Genomic DNA, 18,393 nt, shown 5'->3' on the forward strand with positions numbered 1-18,393 from the left:
CAGAATGCCATGAGTGTGAGTAACATATCAAGAAGAAACTTTTTAAGGGCGGCAGGCCTTACCGGAACAGCTTTGCTTGTTGGCCTGTATTTTCCGTCGGGCGCCGAAGAAGCTAAGGTTGCTGCCGCAGATTCGGCGGTGGCTTCGGATATAGAGATGAATGCCTGGATACATATCGACACGAATGGCAAGGTTACGATTTTCAGCCACCGGGCCGAGATGGGCCAGGGTGCTTACCAATCCGTTCCGCAGATTGTGGCAGAAGAACTGGAAGTTAATTTGAATGATGTAAACATACGCTTCGCGCAGGGCGATCGTCAAAAATACGGCAACCAGGTAACGGGTGGCAGCTCTACCATTCGTGGTTCGTACAAGAATTTATTGAAATTAGGTGCATCAGCACGCGAGATGCTGATAACGGCAGCAGCCGCTAAATGGAATGTACCGGCAACGGAATGTTATGCCGAAGCCGGGCATGTGATCCATCGTCCGACGGGAAAGAAATCTCATTATGGCGAACTGGTGGAGGCAGCATCTAAGTTGGAAGCCCCTAAAGAGGTTGTATTGAAAAAACGCTCCGATTACAAACAGATAGGCAAACCGCTGCACAGGCAGGACACTCCATTAAAAACCAACGGCACAGCCGTTTTCGGGTTAGATTTTAAACTTCCGGGCATGCTATATGCCGTGGTAGAGCGCAACCCACGCTTACGCGGAACACTCAAATCATTTGATCCCAGTGCGGCATTAAAAGTTCCGGGGGTTAAAAAAGTATTTAAAATACAAACAGGCGTTTTTCAAACTTTCAGGGATGGTGTTGCGGTGGTGGCCGATAGCACCTGGGCCGCCATACAGGGCCGCAAAGCTTTAACCATTGAATGGGACGACAGCGGGTTTGAGCATGTGAACACCCCCGATATTTATAAAAAACAAAAGGAGCTCATCAATAATGAGGAGGGTTTATCCGCAAGAAAACAGGGCGACCCGGATGCGATATTAAGTACAGCGACCCAAAAGCTGGACCTGGTTTATGAAACGCCATACCAATCGCACAGCGCCATGGAACCACTGAATTGTGTTGCTTTTTACCAGCCGGATAAGCTGGAAATATGGGGGCCGATACAGGCACCCGAATGGGTGCAGGATTACATGTGCGCACAGTTTAAGCTGCCGAAAGAAAAAGTGATTGTTAATATGACCTTTTTAGGCGGCGGTTTCGGGCGAAAGGCATTCATGGATTATCCTCATGAGGCTTGCCTGATCTCGAAAGAAACGGGGACACCTGTGCAGGTAGTTTGGACCAGGGAAGACGATATGACGCAAGGCCCTTATAGGGCCGGGATATCATATCGTTGCCAGGGCGCGGTCAAAAACGGGCAATTAAGCGCTTTAAAGTTCAGGATGGCCGGGCAAAACACAGCGCACTGGCAGGGAGGGCCGAAGGATAAGGCCAACCGCAGTACTACCGAAGGTTTCCTGGCCCCATACTATAAAAGCATAAAAGACATTAGCTTCGCAGATGTACCGTTTGAAACACCTATCCCAAATATCTGGTGGCGATCTGTATACGCATCAACCAACGGCTTTGCTTATGAAAGTTTTTTGAACGAAATGGCCCACCTTGCCGGTAAGGATCCGCTTGATTTTAGACGAGGCTATTTAAACGAAGAGCGGGAACAAAAACTAATAGACAAAATGGAACAGGTTTCGGGCTGGAAGGCGAAAAATAAAGGCGACGGATTTGGGGTTGCCATTACAGAATGCTTTGGAACCACCGTTGGCCAAATTGTTAAGGTATCAAAAAAGAAAGGTGAAAAAGTGAAAATTGACAAGGTGTGGGCTGTTGTAGACTGCGGTTGGTACGTAAACCCCGATATTGTTCATGCCCAGGTAGAAGGTGCTATTGTTATGGCGCTTGGCGCTGCTACTACTCATGAAATCACGTTCAAAGATGGATTGGTAGAACAACGGAATTTTTATAACTATTTAATGCCAAGAATTAACGATATGCCTTTGGTAGAGGTACACATTATGGAAAATGATGCCAATGCCGGCGGTGTTGGCGAGCCGGGACTACCGCCCTTTGCACCAGCATTAACAGAAGCTATTTTTGATTTGACAGGCAAACGCATCCGCAAATTACCGTTTAATATGGCTGAAGTTTAAGTTGAAAAAGAATTAAGCAACATAGTTAAAGCTTTTGACAGGGCCATGCAGGCCGGTAAACAACCTGCCCTGGCAACAATGGTGTACGTAACCAATTTTCTTTATCGCAGAGCCGGTGACCGTATGTTTGTAAGTCGATGATGGCCAGTTAACCGGCGGCATAAGCGACGGTTAACTGGCAGGGGATATCCTGCGTGACGGCCAACTGGTAATGATGCCTCAAAGCCCATGTTCGTTACTTTTGACATGACATTCAAGAATTATTTTTGATTCGTCTTTTCTTGTACCGTTCGCCTTCTCCAATACTGGAGCCGGTGCTCCCGGAAGAAAAGAACGGTATCGTCAAAAGAGTTGTTTTGGCTACCGGCATTGACCGGCGCTATGACCATTTACAGGAAATGATCCTGCGCAGCTCTGAAGCAGACACACGTCAGGTTGTTTTGCATTTATTAGAACTTCACAGCCGGGTTCAAGGCTTTCGGCCAAATAACCGGAAACCAGCAAGCCAATTCCAGTTGCTATATACAATATCTTTTTTCTCGGCGCGGAAGTAGATCAGATGAAACCTATGATCTTTAAAACAGCCTGCGGCTTTAGGCATTTTGTCGCCTGTCGCTATAAAATGTAACAAAACCGAAAGGATTTGCAACATGCACGAAAGTGATTTTCTGAACGGATACGTTTATTTGCTAACGTTTATACCGTCGTTACCATCCCTGGTGGTAATGGGGGATGCATGTTTAAATCACAAATAATCTTTAACCTATCTACTTATGAAAATTCCTAAACCCGCCTGGATGATATTGCTTGCTCCACTCATATCAGGCGTTTTAATACTTACCGCGTGTAACTTTAGTAAAGGCACTAAAAAAGATTTCCTTACCGGCCTGTCCTTCAGCTACAATGGCTTTAGGGTGCGGGATGTATTATTGATAGACCCGGCCAATAAGCGGATGACCGATAATAAGGTACAAATCAATACCCGCATCGCCATCGCAGCATTAGGGATAGACAATTATGGGCGTCAGGATGGAAAGGTCTTCCCGGGGATGATGCTTCTGGTGACCAATAAAAAGGGGACACCGATACTTAAAGCCGACGACCTTTTTGCCGGCGACCAAGGCCATCTGCCGGCGGAAGCTTCCGAACTTCGCGGAGATATCACCATTGCCAAACCAATGGTTGCCGGCGAAACCTACCACGTTAAAGTTCACATTTGGGACAAGGTTAAAGCCGGCAATGAGTTGAACGCCGAAACAGACCTGGTTGTACAATAAGTTAATATAGCCTTCAAATTTGGTAACCTTTTAAGTTATTTATCATGGCTGTTCTATTGCCGAGAAAACCAACCCTTATTTGCCTGGTCGTGCTGGGCCCCATTTGCGTGGTGGACGGAATTGTCAAAAAAGACGTTCTGGAGATACTGGCAATGTTGGCCGTATTTATATATGCCACAGTAAGCCTTGTGAACGACAGAAGGAAAAAACTGGCCGGTAAAAATTACCGGGAAGGTAGCAATTCAATAAGTCCACCCCGTAAACCTTAATAACTACCGCCATGCCCGATAAAAAATATTGGGGGATAAACGTACCCGGAATTATTACCGCCCTTGTTGCTGCTGTTTTACTGTCGCTAACACAGCCCGACTGGACCGAACATTTTGTCGCAGCCGGCAGCGTGGCAGCTGTGACTGCTATTCTTCTTATCCTCTGATTGCTGTCATTATTGCCCACTGGAATAAAAAATGTAACAAACTATAATGTATCTGCAACAACCGCGAAAGTTTTTGTTAACCGGCAAACGTTTTTTTGTAACGGAAATTTGCTTTATCAGTAACCTATCGGCAAATAACCTTAAATCACATCAAACCCAATACCTATGAAACCTGTAAACAATAAAAATTTCACCCTTATTCCAGCCCTGTCATTTGGCCATTAAGATAACTTATTACAAAGTCAGCATACCGATAAACTTATTGGCTGACCATGGACTAAACCCATCACCTCAATGGTGTTCATCAATCAACCTGCAATGAAAAAATGCCTATTACTCTTAGTTCTCGTTTATTGCGGGCATTACCGGCTTCATGCCCAGGACCTTGAAAATATCTCTCGTCAAAAGCCGGTAACGCTGTCGGGTAATATCCAGGCACAGGGTATTTTTTATAATGCAACAGGTATTCCGGATCGCCGCGCCCCTTTTACATACTATTTTTCGGGCAACCCAACAATTAGTTTGTATGGCCTGGATGTACCGCTGTCTTTCAGTTTCAGCCAGTCCGACAAATCATTCAGACAGCCGTTTAACCAGTTCGGAATTAGTCCAACTTATAAATGGGTTACTGTACACGTTGGATATAGGGATATTTCTTTTTCACCTTATACGTTAGGCGGCCATACCATGCTTGGGGCAGGTTTTGAACTAAACCCGGGCAAGTTGCGGGTTGGTTTTATGTATGGCCGGCTTAACCGGGCAACTACCATTGATACCACAACACAGGCTTTAGTGCCGTTTTCCTTTTCAAGAAAGGGATACGCCGCTAAACTTGGTTACGGAACCGACCGTAACTTTTTTGAATTGAGTTACCTGAGCGCTAAAGATGATACCATTAAACCCAAAGGTATTACCCCTCAGCAAAATTATATAAGCCCGGCCAGAAATGATGTGATGGGTTATACTTCGCGGTTCAGCTTCTTAAAGTACTTCATGTTTGAAAGCGATGGCGCTTTAAGCGTGTATACCAATGACGTTAATTCACCAATTTCGCTTGATAATGGCGGCACTACCTTATTGAATAAGCTCCGCACCACTTTCGGGTTAAATGGTACATCCGAATATTATACCGCCTTTTCGGCTGGGTTGGGTTATAAAAGCCGGAACTACGGCCTCAAACTGAAATACAAACGCGTTGACCCCGATTTTCAAACCATGGGGGCCTACTATTTCAGTTCGGATTATGAAAACTGGACGGTGAGCCCATCGGCAAATCTTGCCAAAGGTAAAATAAGGTTTAACGGTAGCCTGGGCTTTCAGCACGACAATATAAAAGATCAGAAACGGGCAACCAACCACCGTATTATCGGAGCGTTTAACGCAGGTATTGATATTACCAAATCATTGTCAATAGATGCGGTTTATACCAATTTCTCCGATAATCAAAAAGCCCAAACCGTTTTATTTGCCGATTCGCTTAAGATTGTTCAAACCACCCAAACCATTACCGTCATGCCCCGGTACATGATCATCAGTACCGATTTGATACACATGATCTCCGGCTCGTTTACCCGTAACAGTTTAAATGATTATAACACTTTTTACAGCACCGATGCTGTATCGCGCAGCATAAAAACAAATCAATACATGCTGAGCTATAACATCAACTTCACCAAAAGAATGCTGAGTGCCTATGTCAATATCTCCGACACCAAATTAAGCGGGCAGGGCATGAGCAACAGTTTTAGGTCGGTAACTGCAGGGGCTAACAAGGTTTTTTTTCAGAAACTGCAAACTGGTTTAAGCGGCACTTTTACCAGCAGCAAAGCCCTTGGCGGCGAGGATACATTTATCATCAATGGTACCGGCAGCCTGGGATACCGGGTTACCAATAAGCAGCTGGTATCCTTTAATTTTTTCCTTACCAATAACAAGGCAAAAACTTCAGCGCCGCAGCTGCAACCAAATTTTACAGAAACACGCGGGGAATTAAGTTATCTACTAAGCTTTTAAAAACATGAAAAAACTACTCTTATTTTTACTTATTTGTGTTGCCTGGCAACCTTTAAAAGCACAGGTCAGCGTATCGATACAGATTTTGCCGCCATATCCGCGTAAAATCACCGATTATTCGTCGCAGCCGCAGTTAATGGTAATTGCGGTTACAAACGTATCGTCTAAAAGGCAGCGCATCCAGCTCAGGGGCACCGTTACAGGGGATAATGGCGTGATACTTGCCGTAAAGCCCAACTATAAAAGCCCCGCTGCCATTGAGCTTGATCCGGGACAAACCCGCAGCTTTAACGGAAACGATATCAGTAAGTTTTTTGATTACACCCAGGTTAAATACTCCGGCATTACCCGAAGCGATTTCATCAACAAAAATGGATTACCCGAGGGGAGTTACCGTTTTTGCGTACAGGCTTTTGATTACGATACCAATGCCCCGATAAGCCCCGATGAGCCGGTAGGCTGCAGCAATACATTTATCATAAGCAGCCTAGAGCCGCCAACCATCATCACACCGATGGAAGATGCGCAGTTATCAGATGCCCCAGGGCAAATCGTATTGATGCAATGGAGCACGCCGCCGGGTACGTCGCCTCAAATCATGTCGTCGGTGCGGTATAAACTCAGGATGGTGGAAGTGATAGGTGATAGGAATCCGAGCAATGCGCTGATGTCGGCCACGCAGCCCTACTTTTTTGAAAAGGAAGTTACAGGCAATTCTTACATTTATAATGCTGCCGATCCGCAGCTTACGCCCGGCCGCCGTTACGCAATGCTGGTAGAAGCGTTTGACCCCTTTAATAATACCCCCTTTCGTAATAAAGGCCGCAGCGAGGTCAGGTCGTTCATTTACGGCGGGCCACCGATAGTAAAGATAGATACCTTAAAAGCAAAAGAGGAAGCCAAACAGAAAGCTCAATCGGTACAATACGCTACCAACACCATCAAAGGCAAGCTGTTATGGACGTTTAAAAAAACAGAGCCTCAATATTTCGGGTCGGCACCCGTCAGTGGTATGTCGGCTGCTATTCCGGTTCCAAGCAATACTAATGGAAAGGCCACGGCGCAGCCAATAGTATTAACCGGTGCACCTATACCAGGCCTCGCCTCTAGGCCAATATCGGGTTTGAGAACCCCTGTATTTAATGCGCCTAATGTTTTAAATGATTCCAGGATAGCCGCGGCCGCGCAGGTAGATCCGACCCTGATACCTTATGTGCCGGTACAAACCACAGCCGGATTGGGCGCGGGCGCTGTTATGACTACAACGGGAGGTACCAACCTCTCTTACAACGAAGACGCGATAGCTGTTGACAGCGCCACAGAACGTTACGCGCTGCCTAATACGGATATCGTCATTAAAGGCCTTGTTGATCCAAACTGGAAGACGACAAACGGTTTTTCGACCACGACAGCGGCCACACAAGCCACTAATTACACAAGTGACTTTTCGTATCTGGGCATGTATTCGTTCCCGGCAAGTAGTTTTGTAAACTCCATGTTCGATTTTAGTTTCGGTTTTCACTACAACTTAGATCCGCCACCGGTAGAGGAGTTGATAGCCACCAGTAAAACTGATGGCGGGGGTAATTTCGCTATCGATTTTACCCATCCTTCATATATGGGTTTAGCCAAATACACAAAACTGATCATTAGTATAACGTCTGAAAATTTTGAGCAGAAAACTGTCGAAATTCCCATAAGTAAGCTCGATTCTACGGGGATGCGTGATATAGGACAGGTCCTTTTACTTGCCCGCACCTTGCGCTACACGCCCAAACTCACTTTAGATGATGTTGCCGATGCCAGCCAGGAAGATAAGATAGCGGTTGTACATATTTATCGTAATAAGATTGATTTTGAAAACGAGCCTTACCTATACCAGGAAGGAAATATTCCTTTTGAATCTAAACATGCCGTAACTATAAACGGCCGTAGTGTGGTTGAGGTTTCGGTTGATAGTGTAAAAATGGGCACCGGTGGCGGAACACTAAAGTATGGCAAGCTATTTTATGGCGGGCGTTTTTTAGTGGTTATTGAAAGCCATAACCAGCGTTTTAATGGTAAAACCACCGATCTGGAAGCGCATAACCTCTACCTCGCATCTAACCTGGTACTTAATGTTAAGGCCGATTACCGGTTAACAGCTACCCCGGCTTATGTATTTGGCGAAGTAAGGATGTCGCTCCCCACAGGTTTTGTGCCTGTTACGGGTGCCATAGTTAAGGTTGAATATAATACGGACGATTTATTGAACCCTGGCCCACCACCACTTACGGGTTCTGTAGTTGACTATTTAAAAAGAGAAGGCTCTAAAATAGCACTCGTTACAGGTGGCAATAATAACCAGGTGCCTATTGCAAGCGGGCTTATTGCGCGGCCATTAATACTAAACTCGCTGTCAATTAGCGGCGGACGGCTTAACGGCCCTGCAACCATCCGTCCGGTGCCTGCTGTTTTAACAGCTCCGCTAGCACCTACACCCATTTCAAGTACCGTTGCAAGCGATGTAAATAAGTTAAATTTGGTAGCGCAGAGCGTTTTAAGCCAGGTAGATGAACTAAACCTTGTGAAGGTTTTATCGGCCGATTATGGCCCATACAGCGCAAAAACCGATTCACTTGGCCGGTTTACCATTTCAAATTTACCCCAGCTAAAAGATGGCAGGAACTTTAAGGTAAAACTCATTAAAGTAAGCAGCGAATTTCAGGACCTGGAAGTTACGCCCGATACAGTGCAAACTTTTCAGGCGTTGGCCAAAGGGTCAAACAGGGAAGTAATATTCAGCATCAAACCAGATATTGTGAGTGTAGTGGGCAGGGCTGTTTCATCTACCAAACAAGCCATTCCAAATGCCCGCCTGCATTTTGTTAACTCAACGGTTTATTTCAATTCGGGCGAGGATGGGCTTTTCCAGACAAGCTATTACCAGGGTAACCATAAGTTGATGATAGAGAAGGAGGGATACATTTCACAAACCATAGATGTCGTGATTCCAGCACCTCCAAAAGCTAATGCTAATCCCACGCCGGGCAATAGCACTGGAATTGTTTTACAGAATCCCGGAGTTGTTTTTAATCCCGGACGAATTATCAACCCGATATTTAATCCCGGCGATAACATAGCAAAGCTTAACCAGCTTAATGCCAATATTTTTACAACCCGTAGTATCCAGGCGTCAATTAACCGGGGATTTGTTTATAAAACAAGCATGTTTGGTTTTGCAGGGCCAACAATAGCAAGCGCCACATCACCGGCAATAGGCGATGTAAAACAGGTAACAAATGCGCTGGTACTTAATAATACACCCGGTGCTGCCGGAAGTATATTTGCCAATAACCCGATAATTAACAGTCCTGTTACCGACAGGAACATTATCAACAATGTTCAAATGAGGGCTTCGGCTATCCAATTTGCCGACCTCTATTCAAAAAATCTTCACAATAACCCGCTGGTTCAATCGGCCGTGCGCACTATTGATATGGGTGATTGCGGTAACCTGGTACGTCGTACGGGGAGGGTCAGGTTTAAAATTTCAGACCCGAATGGCGTGCCGGTAAATAATGCTACCATTGCCCTGTTTGATACATCGCACGTAGCACAAAATGGCGAATGGTTTTACGAGGGTTTTGGTGGCCACGCCAAAGTAAGCGTAATGCCGCCAGGTGGATCGGGTCTTGTGGCTGTTGAGCAGACGGTAAACGTGATTGAGGATGGTACCGAAGTTACCAAGGTTATTAAGCTTGTAAAAGGTACAATGGTTAGCGGGGTTGTTACCGCGGCTGGGCACAACATAAGCGGCGCTGTTATTGAAGTTGAAGGCCAGCCATACCTTAACACCCTTACCGGGGCCGACGGCCGTTACCAGATCAGCCTGCCTCCCACAGAGACCAATCTTCCCCCCGGAAGTATCAGTCTTAAAGCATCAAAATCTGGTTTTATATCATTAGCCAAAAATGTGATAGTTGGCGTTTCGCCATTGACCGTTGATTTTACGCTTGGCGACGGCGGCGGTAAAAACATCAGCAGTTTATTGGGCTTCCCGGTGGCACTTGATCAAATGATACCCGATGGAGCCAATGCCTACCGGGTGAGTGGTGCCTTCAATGATCTTACTCCGCTTTTTCCGGCATTGAGCAGCCATGATAAAATAGCGCTGAAGTTTACCAATGTACGGGTTACGTTTGATGCATCAAACAACCCGATACCAGAGGGAAATAAGGTACAAACCGATGAGACGCAACTATCGCTCAAGGTATTTAACTTTTTACCGCTAATACTTAAGCCTGATGGAGAAACCCTGGTTGTTACCGGTACAACAGGTGGTAAAGGAGAGATAAAGGGCAAGCTGCAGTTAGATATGACCGATGTAACAAACAGCCGGGGTTACCTGCTGGCCAAAAGTTACATACCGCAGTTAATACCAGATAACACCTCATCGCCCGAGGTACCTGTTTTTAGCTCGGGCGGGGTACCATCTGCATTAACCAAACTGAAGTTTACGGGACCAGATGCCGACGTGACGGATTGGGAAGCCGAGGTATACGGCTTTAAAGCGAAAATAGCTTTTGCCGCCAGTTATGTTGATCAGCAAGGCATTCACCTGCAGGGATCGGTAAGTACACCTGACCTGGGCGTTATAAAAACCATCAACTTAAAAATTGAAGATTTTGTGCTGAACCCGCAGTTACAGATCAGCAAATTAAAAATAGTAGCTACCGATCTGCCCAAACTATCTATCGGTAGCTGGGAAGCTTCGCTGGCCTCGCTGGTGTTTACTGAAGACGGCTTTAATTTTGGCGGCAGCATTACCGTGCAAATTCCAAAGTCCGCACCATCTACAGTGAGCTTTTCAGACCTGCGGGTTGGTAAGGATATTTTTTACGGCGGCAGCTTCAAAATCCCCGATGAGGGTTTAAACCTGCTGAATGTGGTAAAACTGATGCCGGGTAGTACACCACTTAGCTTTGGTAAGGCTCCGGGTTCATCGGCCTATAAACTGGCCGGATCTGGCAAGATTAAGTTTGATACGTTTATCACTAAAGAGATCAACTTGCCTGTTTTTGAAATACAAACTGATGGGCGGTTTATGATAGATGCGCCGACAGATTTCTCGGCCGATTTCGCCTTTGCCCAATTCAAAGTGCAAAGCATCCAGTTCAACACTACCGACCAAATTCCTTTTATCGGCGTACAGGGTGAATTTACAGTAGATGTGCCAATGGTTAAATTCACGGCAGGTGATATCCGCTTTAAAGCTAAAGCAGGCGGTGGGGTAGAGGCTTCGGTAAGTAAGCTTGGTGCCACAATCGATATCCCGGTAATGAAATCAGAGATCCAGGTGGGTATCAAGGATAATGGTTTTGACGGCGCGGGATCATTATCAATACCGGGCACGCCTATAAATGCCTCGATTGATTTTCATTACTATAAAGTAACCGGGGGTATTGATGTAGGGGCAGCCTTTAGTATGGGCACCGTAATACCTGTTGGGGTTATTACTATTGAGCGTGTAGGCGGCGGTTTCAATTACAATAGCGCGGAGAAGAAATTTAAGATAGATATAAACGGAGATGTATCGTTTTCAGGAACCGGCACGCTGGTTAAACTCGCCCCTATCGGCGTATCTGTTGAGAGCGGGCCGGTTATTAAAGGGTACGCTACCCTGCAGGTTGCAGATTACCTGAACCTGGCCCATGCCGATCTGGTGCTGGATATACCTAACCAATATTTTACGGTAGCCGTCACCTCAGATATTGAGCCGATAAAAGGATTGCTGAAAGCTCATATCCAGGGCGATTTGGTGTTAAGCGGTAAAAGTACCGACAAGTATGTGTTCCTTGGATGCGGCATGGATCTTTCGCTGTTAGGCCTCATCAATGCCCGGGCAGATTATGCCATGGCGATAGGCCTCAAAAATCCGCGTACCCGTACCGACAGGCTCTCGTATTATTTTGCCAATGCAGCGCCGGAGTATATCAATACCGAGTTTTCGGGCATCTACCTCAACAGTACAGCTTCGCTCGGAATTCCCGAAAATAAGGCTATTGGTTTTGATGTTTATGTAGCCAGCGCCAGCGTTTGGTTTTATACGGAATCGAAATCAACCCTGTTGCTCAATTTTGCCGAAAATAGCTATATGCTTGGCTTATCAGGCAAATATGGGGGCGGTGCCAAAGCATGCGCCATTGGTTTATGCGTAAGCGCCGGTTTTCAGGCTTGTTATGATATCCGCGGTGGCCGTAATGATACGGATGGCTGGTTTATTTCAGGATCTGCAGGTGGCAGGGCCGACTTTAGTATAGGTAATTGCAGCCCCAGCTGTAATTCGATAGATACCTGCTGGGACCTGCCACCCGCCGGTGCCAAAGTTTGCGCTACCGCCAATGTCGACCTCGGTTACTCGCAACGCAAAGGACTCAATTTTGGTATTCACGTAGGCGGCGACCGTTCGGTATGCCCTTAATTTTAAACTGATGAAAAGATTTAATTTAATTATAGCATTACTAATTGCGGCCATGGGCTTAAGTGCCCAGCAAATACAAACCGGGGTAGTGGGCGGCCACCTGCTACCATCAGATAAGCAAGTAACTGTAATGGTGAACGCGCCCGATGCCGGCTCTAAATCGCTTAATATTTTCAAAAAATATAAAAGGTATGAGGTCAGTAAAGATCAAAACGGAACAGGGAACTTTAAAAAACAGGCTACGGTAACTTTTCCCGTTTCCTATTCCGAATTTAAAAAACGCGCGGGATCATCGTTGGCTGATGAGTTTAAGATCCAGGTAAAAGCGAAGGACGATGCCGAAGCCTGGGCTATCCTGCAAAGCGGTGATGTGCAAAAAATAGGTTATTTTTTTCTTTCCAGGGAGTTTTTGGAAAGCATTGGGATGATGTGGACAGATACCGACGTGAAGGGTAATTCGCCGGTTACGGTGTACCGGGTTTCGGCTGTTGACGCCGGCGGGAAAGCAGAGGTGATTTATACCGAAGTTGTTTCAGCGGTAAAACGGGTGCCGTTCCCCAGGTTTAAATTGAACAGGGCGTTGGTTGCCGATAGCGTGGTTCAGCTTACATGGTCCATCCCCGCTCCGGCGTCAAACCCTGCCGTTTTTGCCTCGGTGTATAAAAAATCGTCAACCTCAAAACGCTTCACCGTGGTTGCCGAACGTTTGATAGTTTATAACCGCGACGATAGTTTGCATGTTTATTTTACTGAAAAGGTAAACCCTGGCGAATTGCTTACCTATTATATGCAACCTTATGATATGGCCGGCAACAGGGGGGCGGGCTCTGATCCAACCAGTCATCTCACCAAATCATTTAAAAGTATTGCTGCTATTAGCGGTTTCAAAGTAAAAGATACCACCAACGCGCTTTATTTGAGTTGGAACGCATTACCGAGGCAGGCTGTTTACTCTGGTATCCAGATTCTTAAATCCCGATCGGCTCAAAAGGATTTTGTGGTTGCAGATACGCTTTCACCTAACGCCGTTAACTACCTGGACCGGAAAGTGCTGCCCAACATGGTATATTATTACCAGGTACGGCCTTTACTGGTGCCGTATCCGGGTTTTAAGATGCTGCCTACCGCTACTGCAAATGGCTCGATGCAGGTAAAAAAGGAACGACCATCAAAACCGGGCGGACTGACCGCCAAGCAGGATAGCACCCGATTTATTGTGCTGAGCTGGGATAAAAACCCCGAACTCGATCTTTTTGCCTACTATGTACTTCGCGGCACCTCTGCAAAGGATATGCGGGTCATTTCGCCGCCTATCCGTGACACGGTTTATCGCGACTCGATGAAATATCTCAATGGTGCAACGCAATATATATACGCTGTGCAAGTAATGAACCTGGCACAAAATATGAGCGACCTATCCGCACCCGTAGGTATCCGTCCGCTTAAGGCCCAATATGTGGCATCGCCGGCCGGCGTACAAAGCCGCTGGGCCGATAAGGCTGTTAATCTTCAGTGGGAAAATACCGTCGCTGTTTATGATAACGTGATTGGATATATTGTTTTCAGGCGGGAGAAAGGAGAGCCTCTTTTTAAGGTGATATCAAAAGTAGAGCGCCTGCCATTCTTCAGGGATACGCTTGTTACACCGGGCAAAACTTACGAATATGGTATTAGCTCAGTTGATGCTTTTGCCAATCAAAGCCTCTTATCGCCGCTTACGGAATTGATGATACCGACCGATGATTTTATTGCCCCGCCATCAGATCTGTATCTGACCAATAAACCAGAAGGCGTAGGGCTCAGCTGGCCGGGGAACGACCGTGGTAACCATTATGTTATTTACCGCAGGCCGGCCTCATCCAAAACATTTAGCAAAGTAGCTATGGTTGAAAATGCCAGCACTTACCTGGATAAAACGGCAGTGCCCGGGGTTTTATATGTTTACAAACTCACGGCCCTCCTGGATCAAATAGAAAGTAAAGCCGGGCAGGAAAAAGCGGTCAGGCGGCAAAAGTGAGATATGCCTGGAACGTTTGATGCATTGTAGTACAAGTTTTAAGCCGATGTGCTGTTTGTGCCAATGGTGGGGAACGGTTGGTCGCAAATTGCGGGTGTGTGTTAAGTTTTTTATTAGATTTTTGTTTTTCTACATTTGAAAAACCAATTTTTAATTTTTTTCGCCCTTTGCTAAATCCATTAAGTAAAAATTCCGGAGATGATTTTGAAAGATAAAAACAAGATTTCAAGTACCTGAAATTTTCAAATGTAGATTATCGATTTTTTGTGTTTTGTGCATAGTCTAAGGAGCACAAAACATCAATATAAAAAAATGGTGTTATTTTTTGTAAATAAAGAATCTTCAAAAGTCTGAATAATCTGGTTCTTTTTCTAACACATTTTGGGCGCCTTTTTTTCATTGTTCTCTTTGACCGCGCTGATTATCTGGATAAAACCTGGTCGCCTTCAGTTTCTTTTCTAAGAATAAACGAACAAGTTTAAACGCTGCTTTTTGTAAATCTTCCAGAACCCGGATCAGATTCCCTCCTACACCCTCTTCCAAATGTTTGTTTTTGTCGGCTATTGCGTCTTTGCATGTAGTAAACAAAACTCCTTTGCCGGGTCTGAGTTGATGGATCATGCTACAGCGCAGCTTTTTGTAATTAGTGTTGATGAGTTGCTTTTGTAAATCGGAGGAGATTTTTTTAGCAATCTTTTAACGCTTTATTAAATCGGGCTCTGACAATATCTCTTTGCTCGATCATAGGCATGTCAAATGAGAATTTGCCCGCCGTTTGGATATAAATGTACACGATGTCAATAAAAATGTATGATTTTGCAACTGTTTTGGAAACTATTATGGGTTCATTTGTATTACACAGCAGATAAATAACATAACTAATATATGGCTGCCAGCGTATTGAGCAAAAATATTTTAAAGCGTATAGCAGTATTTAAAACCCGGCCAGTTATGATATGTTTTTATCATATATAGCTTACGTTACCCGTTTACAAAAAGAAATTGATTAGAACATTCTTAACCTGCCAGAAAATAACGCCTGTAATAAACTATGAGGAAACATATCCTTTTTATCATTTTAACTTTGTGTTCGGTATGTGTTACCCTTGCACAACAGTCGCCTGTTAAATATGTAAACCCGTTGTTGGGTACTGCTACTTTGTGGGATGCTAAGGATGCGGGCTTTACACCTACACATCGTGTTTGGGGGGCCGAAGTGTTTCCCGGATCATCGCTTCCCAATGCCATGGTGCAGCTAACGCCGGTTACGCAGTTTCACAGTGGCTCAGGCTATCAATATGAGGATACGGTGATATATGGGTTTGTCCATACCAGCAAAGGTCACTGGAATTTATGTAACATTCCTTTGCTGCCTGCTACAGGTGTTATAGCAGCCGACGATTATAAATCATCCTATGATCATAAAAATGAATCGGCCCATCCCGGTTATTACCAGGTTTATTTAAAGCGTTATGGCATTAATGCCGAATTAACCTCAACCCTGCGTTGTGCATTCCATAAATATACTTTTAAACATGGCGAAAGCAAAAAGTTAATTGCCGACCTGGCCATGGCCAATGAAAGGGTACGGAGCTGGAGTATAAGTCAGGATGGTAGCAATGTGTTTACAGGTTTCCAGCAATGCGGCGAAAAGATGTACTTCTACGCTGTTACTAATCATAAGATTAAAAAGATCGACTCGTTAAGAAAAGATGCTAAAATAGTGCCCGTTGTAAATTTTTTTAACGAAAATAAACCGCTTGAAATCCGGATCGGGTTTTCGTTTGTAAGCTTGAAAAATGCAAAGGAGAACCTGGAGAAGGAAATGCCGGGTAAAAGCTTTGACCAGGTAAGGGCGGATGCCGCTGAAACCTGGAATAAGCTACTCTCAAAAATTACGGTTACAGGCGGTACCGAACGTCAAAAGGGCCTGTTTTATTCGTGTTTATACCGCTCATTTTTATGGCCGGCCTTACGCAGCGATATTAATGGCGATTTTACCGATCAAGGCGGCAACGTAGTAAACAAGGGCTTCAATTACTACACAGAACCCTCGTTATGGGACGATTATCGCAACAAACTTATCTTGTTAGGCCTGCTCTCGCCCAAAGTAACGGCCGATGTTATTCAATCACTCATCGATAAGGGGGCAAAAAGCGGCTTTATGCCAACATTTTTTCATGGCGACCATGCATCTGTGTTTATAACGGGTTCGTACCTAAGGGGCATAAGAGGTTTTGATGTGAAAACAGCGTACACCATGATGTTAAAAAATGCCACTGTTGAAGGTACCAGGAAGTATGTGGATGAGTACAACACCAAGGGCTATATAGCCGAACTTGATGTACCCCGGCCGGTTACCGAAACTGTAACCAAAGCTGCGGTCACTAAAACACTTGAATACGCTTATGATGATTACGCCGTCGCTTTGCTGGCAAAAGAATTGAAAGATACCGGTAGTTTCCGCACGTTAATGAAACGCACAGGCAATTACAAAAACGTATTTGATGCCTCAACAGGTTTCATGAGGGGTAGGCTGGCCAATGGTGAATGGGTTAAAAACTTTGATCCTTATTACCCATATTATGAATACATGTACCGCGAAGCCAATGCATGGCAATCGTCTTTTTTTGTCCCGCATGATGTAAAAGGACTTATCGGATTATATAAGAACAATAATGCTTTCGAAAAAAAGCTGGATTCGTTGTTTTTCCTTCCATGGAAAGGGTATGAGGTTTACAACATTTCGGGTTTTATTGGGCAATATTGCCAGGGTAACCAGCCCGATCATAGTTACCCGTTCCTGTACTATTTTGTTGGTAAACAGGAAAAATCGCAGGTGTTGCTGGATAGCATCATGAACCATTTTTATGATATGGGGAAACAGAAATTAGCCTATGCCGGTATGGATGACGCGGGTGAAATGTCGTCCTGGTATGTGTTTAATGCTATGGGTTTTTATCCGTTTTCACCTGCCGATCCCCAATATATCGTCTCTGTTCCTCTTTTTGATAAAGTAGAACTTAAGATGGATAACAATAAAACGTTTACCATTTTGAAAAAGAATACAGGTAAAAAGATCGGCAGCCTTAATTACGCAGATCATAAAATTGAAGATTATTTTATAACCGACAATGAGCTGAAACAAGGCGGCCAACTGGTAATAACCACCCGCTGACGGCATTTGATAATCGAAATTATCATTAATAAAATAAAATGTTTCTTATTTAAAACGGTGGTTTATTGAATTTTGACAATGCATAGTATTTTTAGAGCAATTGTGTGACTTACATTTTTACATCTGAAAAGTATGTGAAAGCAATTGGGTTTTTTATTTATATTATTTAAAGTTATAATGTTTTAAAATAAGTTTCTGATAATAAACAAAAGGAGGACGGTATGTTTAAAACACATCCTTAAATGTTTCAATGCCAGTGCCAATTGATTTTCTACCGAACGCTTGGAAATGTTGAGCCGGCCGGCTATCTCCTGGTTTGATAGGTGTTCAAATCTGCTTAACTCGAAAATTTCCTGGCATCTTTTGGGAAGTTTATCAAGGTACAAACTTAGCTCGTTGTCAATTTCTTTTTGCCTGATCCTCATTTCGCCGTCGTTGGTATGGCTGAAATTATCAGTGGTCAGATTATCTTTAAAAACTATTTCAAGCTTTACCGCTTTGCGGCGTTTATAGATCTGAAAACGCACCGAAGTTTGCATGAAATTAAAGAATGAAATAATCTCAAGTTCTTTTCTGCGGTTCCAGATGCTTACAAAAACATCGTTAACAGCCTCGGCACAAACTTCTTGGTCTTCCAGATAATAATGAGCTGTTTTATACAAGCTTATCCAGTAACGATCAAATAATATATTGAATGCCAACTTATCGTCCTTTCGTACGGAATCCCATAGATTAATATCTGTTTCTGAAGTATTTAGCATTATATTGGTATCTTAAAAATAAGAATAAAATGTTAAAAAACCTACAATAAAAAATAAAAAAATAATGTGTGTGAGTTTTTTG

11 protein-coding genes are annotated in these 18,393 nt (G+C 44.4%); 8 read left to right on the top strand and 3 right to left on the bottom strand.

The features are described from left to right. The first annotated feature begins 9 nt into the window (after positions 1-9). Positions 10-2,166 carry a xanthine dehydrogenase family protein molybdopterin-binding subunit gene (locus BMX56_RS02165; RefSeq protein WP_090639912.1) on the top strand — a complete coding sequence of 719 codons (2,157 nt, stop codon included), beginning with the start codon at positions 10-12 and terminating at the stop codon, positions 2,164-2,166. Between the two features lie 469 nt (positions 2,167-2,635). Here BMX56_RS02165 and BMX56_RS30000 read toward each other — a convergent pair whose 3' ends face one another. Next, positions 2,636-2,818: a hypothetical protein gene (locus BMX56_RS30000; protein ID WP_090639917.1), complete on the bottom strand. Its 183-nt coding sequence runs from the start codon at positions 2,816-2,818 to the stop codon at positions 2,636-2,638. 121 nt (positions 2,819-2,939) lie between these two features. Between BMX56_RS30000 and BMX56_RS02175 the strand changes: the two genes are divergently transcribed. The 6 genes from BMX56_RS02175 to BMX56_RS02195 all read left to right on the top strand — a co-directional run bounded on the left by BMX56_RS02175 (position 2,940) and on the right by BMX56_RS02195 (position 14,372). Continuing rightward, complete coding sequence (locus BMX56_RS02175) at positions 2,940-3,443, top strand: hypothetical protein (RefSeq protein ID WP_090639922.1); 504 nt, start codon at positions 2,940-2,942, stop codon at positions 3,441-3,443. 44 nt (positions 3,444-3,487) lie between these two features. Then, a complete protein-coding gene (locus BMX56_RS02180; protein WP_090639927.1) occupies positions 3,488-3,712 on the top strand; it encodes a hypothetical protein in 225 nt (74 codons plus the stop codon). Positions 3,713-3,723: 11 nt separating this feature from the next. Then, entirely contained in the window at positions 3,724-3,879 is a 156-nt protein-coding gene (locus BMX56_RS30005; protein WP_177183686.1) for a hypothetical protein, read from the top strand. 318 nt (positions 3,880-4,197) lie between these two features. Beyond that, a complete protein-coding gene (locus tag BMX56_RS02185) occupies positions 4,198-5,892 on the top strand; it encodes a hypothetical protein (protein WP_143065345.1) in 1,695 nt (564 codons plus the stop codon). Positions 5,893-5,896: 4 nt separating this feature from the next. Further along, positions 5,897-12,355, top strand: coding sequence for a carboxypeptidase-like regulatory domain-containing protein (locus BMX56_RS02190; RefSeq protein WP_090639936.1), 6,459 nt, complete (start codon positions 5,897-5,899; stop codon positions 12,353-12,355). 10 nt (positions 12,356-12,365) lie between these two features. Next, on the top strand, positions 12,366-14,372 hold the full coding sequence (locus BMX56_RS02195) for a fibronectin type III domain-containing protein (protein WP_090639941.1): 2,007 nt from the start codon (positions 12,366-12,368) through the stop codon (positions 14,370-14,372). A 396-nt stretch (positions 14,373-14,768) separates the two neighbouring features. Here BMX56_RS02195 and BMX56_RS02200 read toward each other — a convergent pair whose 3' ends face one another. Continuing rightward, positions 14,769-14,993 carry a hypothetical protein gene (locus BMX56_RS02200; RefSeq protein ID WP_090639946.1) on the bottom strand — a complete coding sequence of 75 codons (225 nt, stop codon included), beginning with the start codon at positions 14,991-14,993 and terminating at the stop codon, positions 14,769-14,771. Positions 14,994-15,423: 430 nt separating this feature from the next. On the opposite strand from BMX56_RS02200, the gene BMX56_RS02205 reads away from it, so the two are divergent. Next, the gene (locus BMX56_RS02205; protein WP_090639950.1) at positions 15,424-17,550 is read left to right on the top strand and encodes a GH92 family glycosyl hydrolase; all 2,127 of its coding nucleotides are present in this window, start codon (positions 15,424-15,426) and stop codon (positions 17,548-17,550) included. 182 nt (positions 17,551-17,732) lie between these two features. Here the strand turns inward: BMX56_RS02205 and BMX56_RS02210 are convergent, their stop codons facing one another. Next, the gene (locus BMX56_RS02210) at positions 17,733-18,311 is read right to left on the bottom strand and encodes a sigma-70 family RNA polymerase sigma factor (protein ID WP_090639954.1); all 579 of its coding nucleotides are present in this window, start codon (positions 18,309-18,311) and stop codon (positions 17,733-17,735) included. Between the last annotated feature and the right edge of the window lie 82 nt (positions 18,312-18,393).

Source organism: Mucilaginibacter sp. OK283 (genome assembly GCF_900110415.1).
Classification (GTDB): domain Bacteria; phylum Bacteroidota; class Bacteroidia; order Sphingobacteriales; family Sphingobacteriaceae; genus Mucilaginibacter.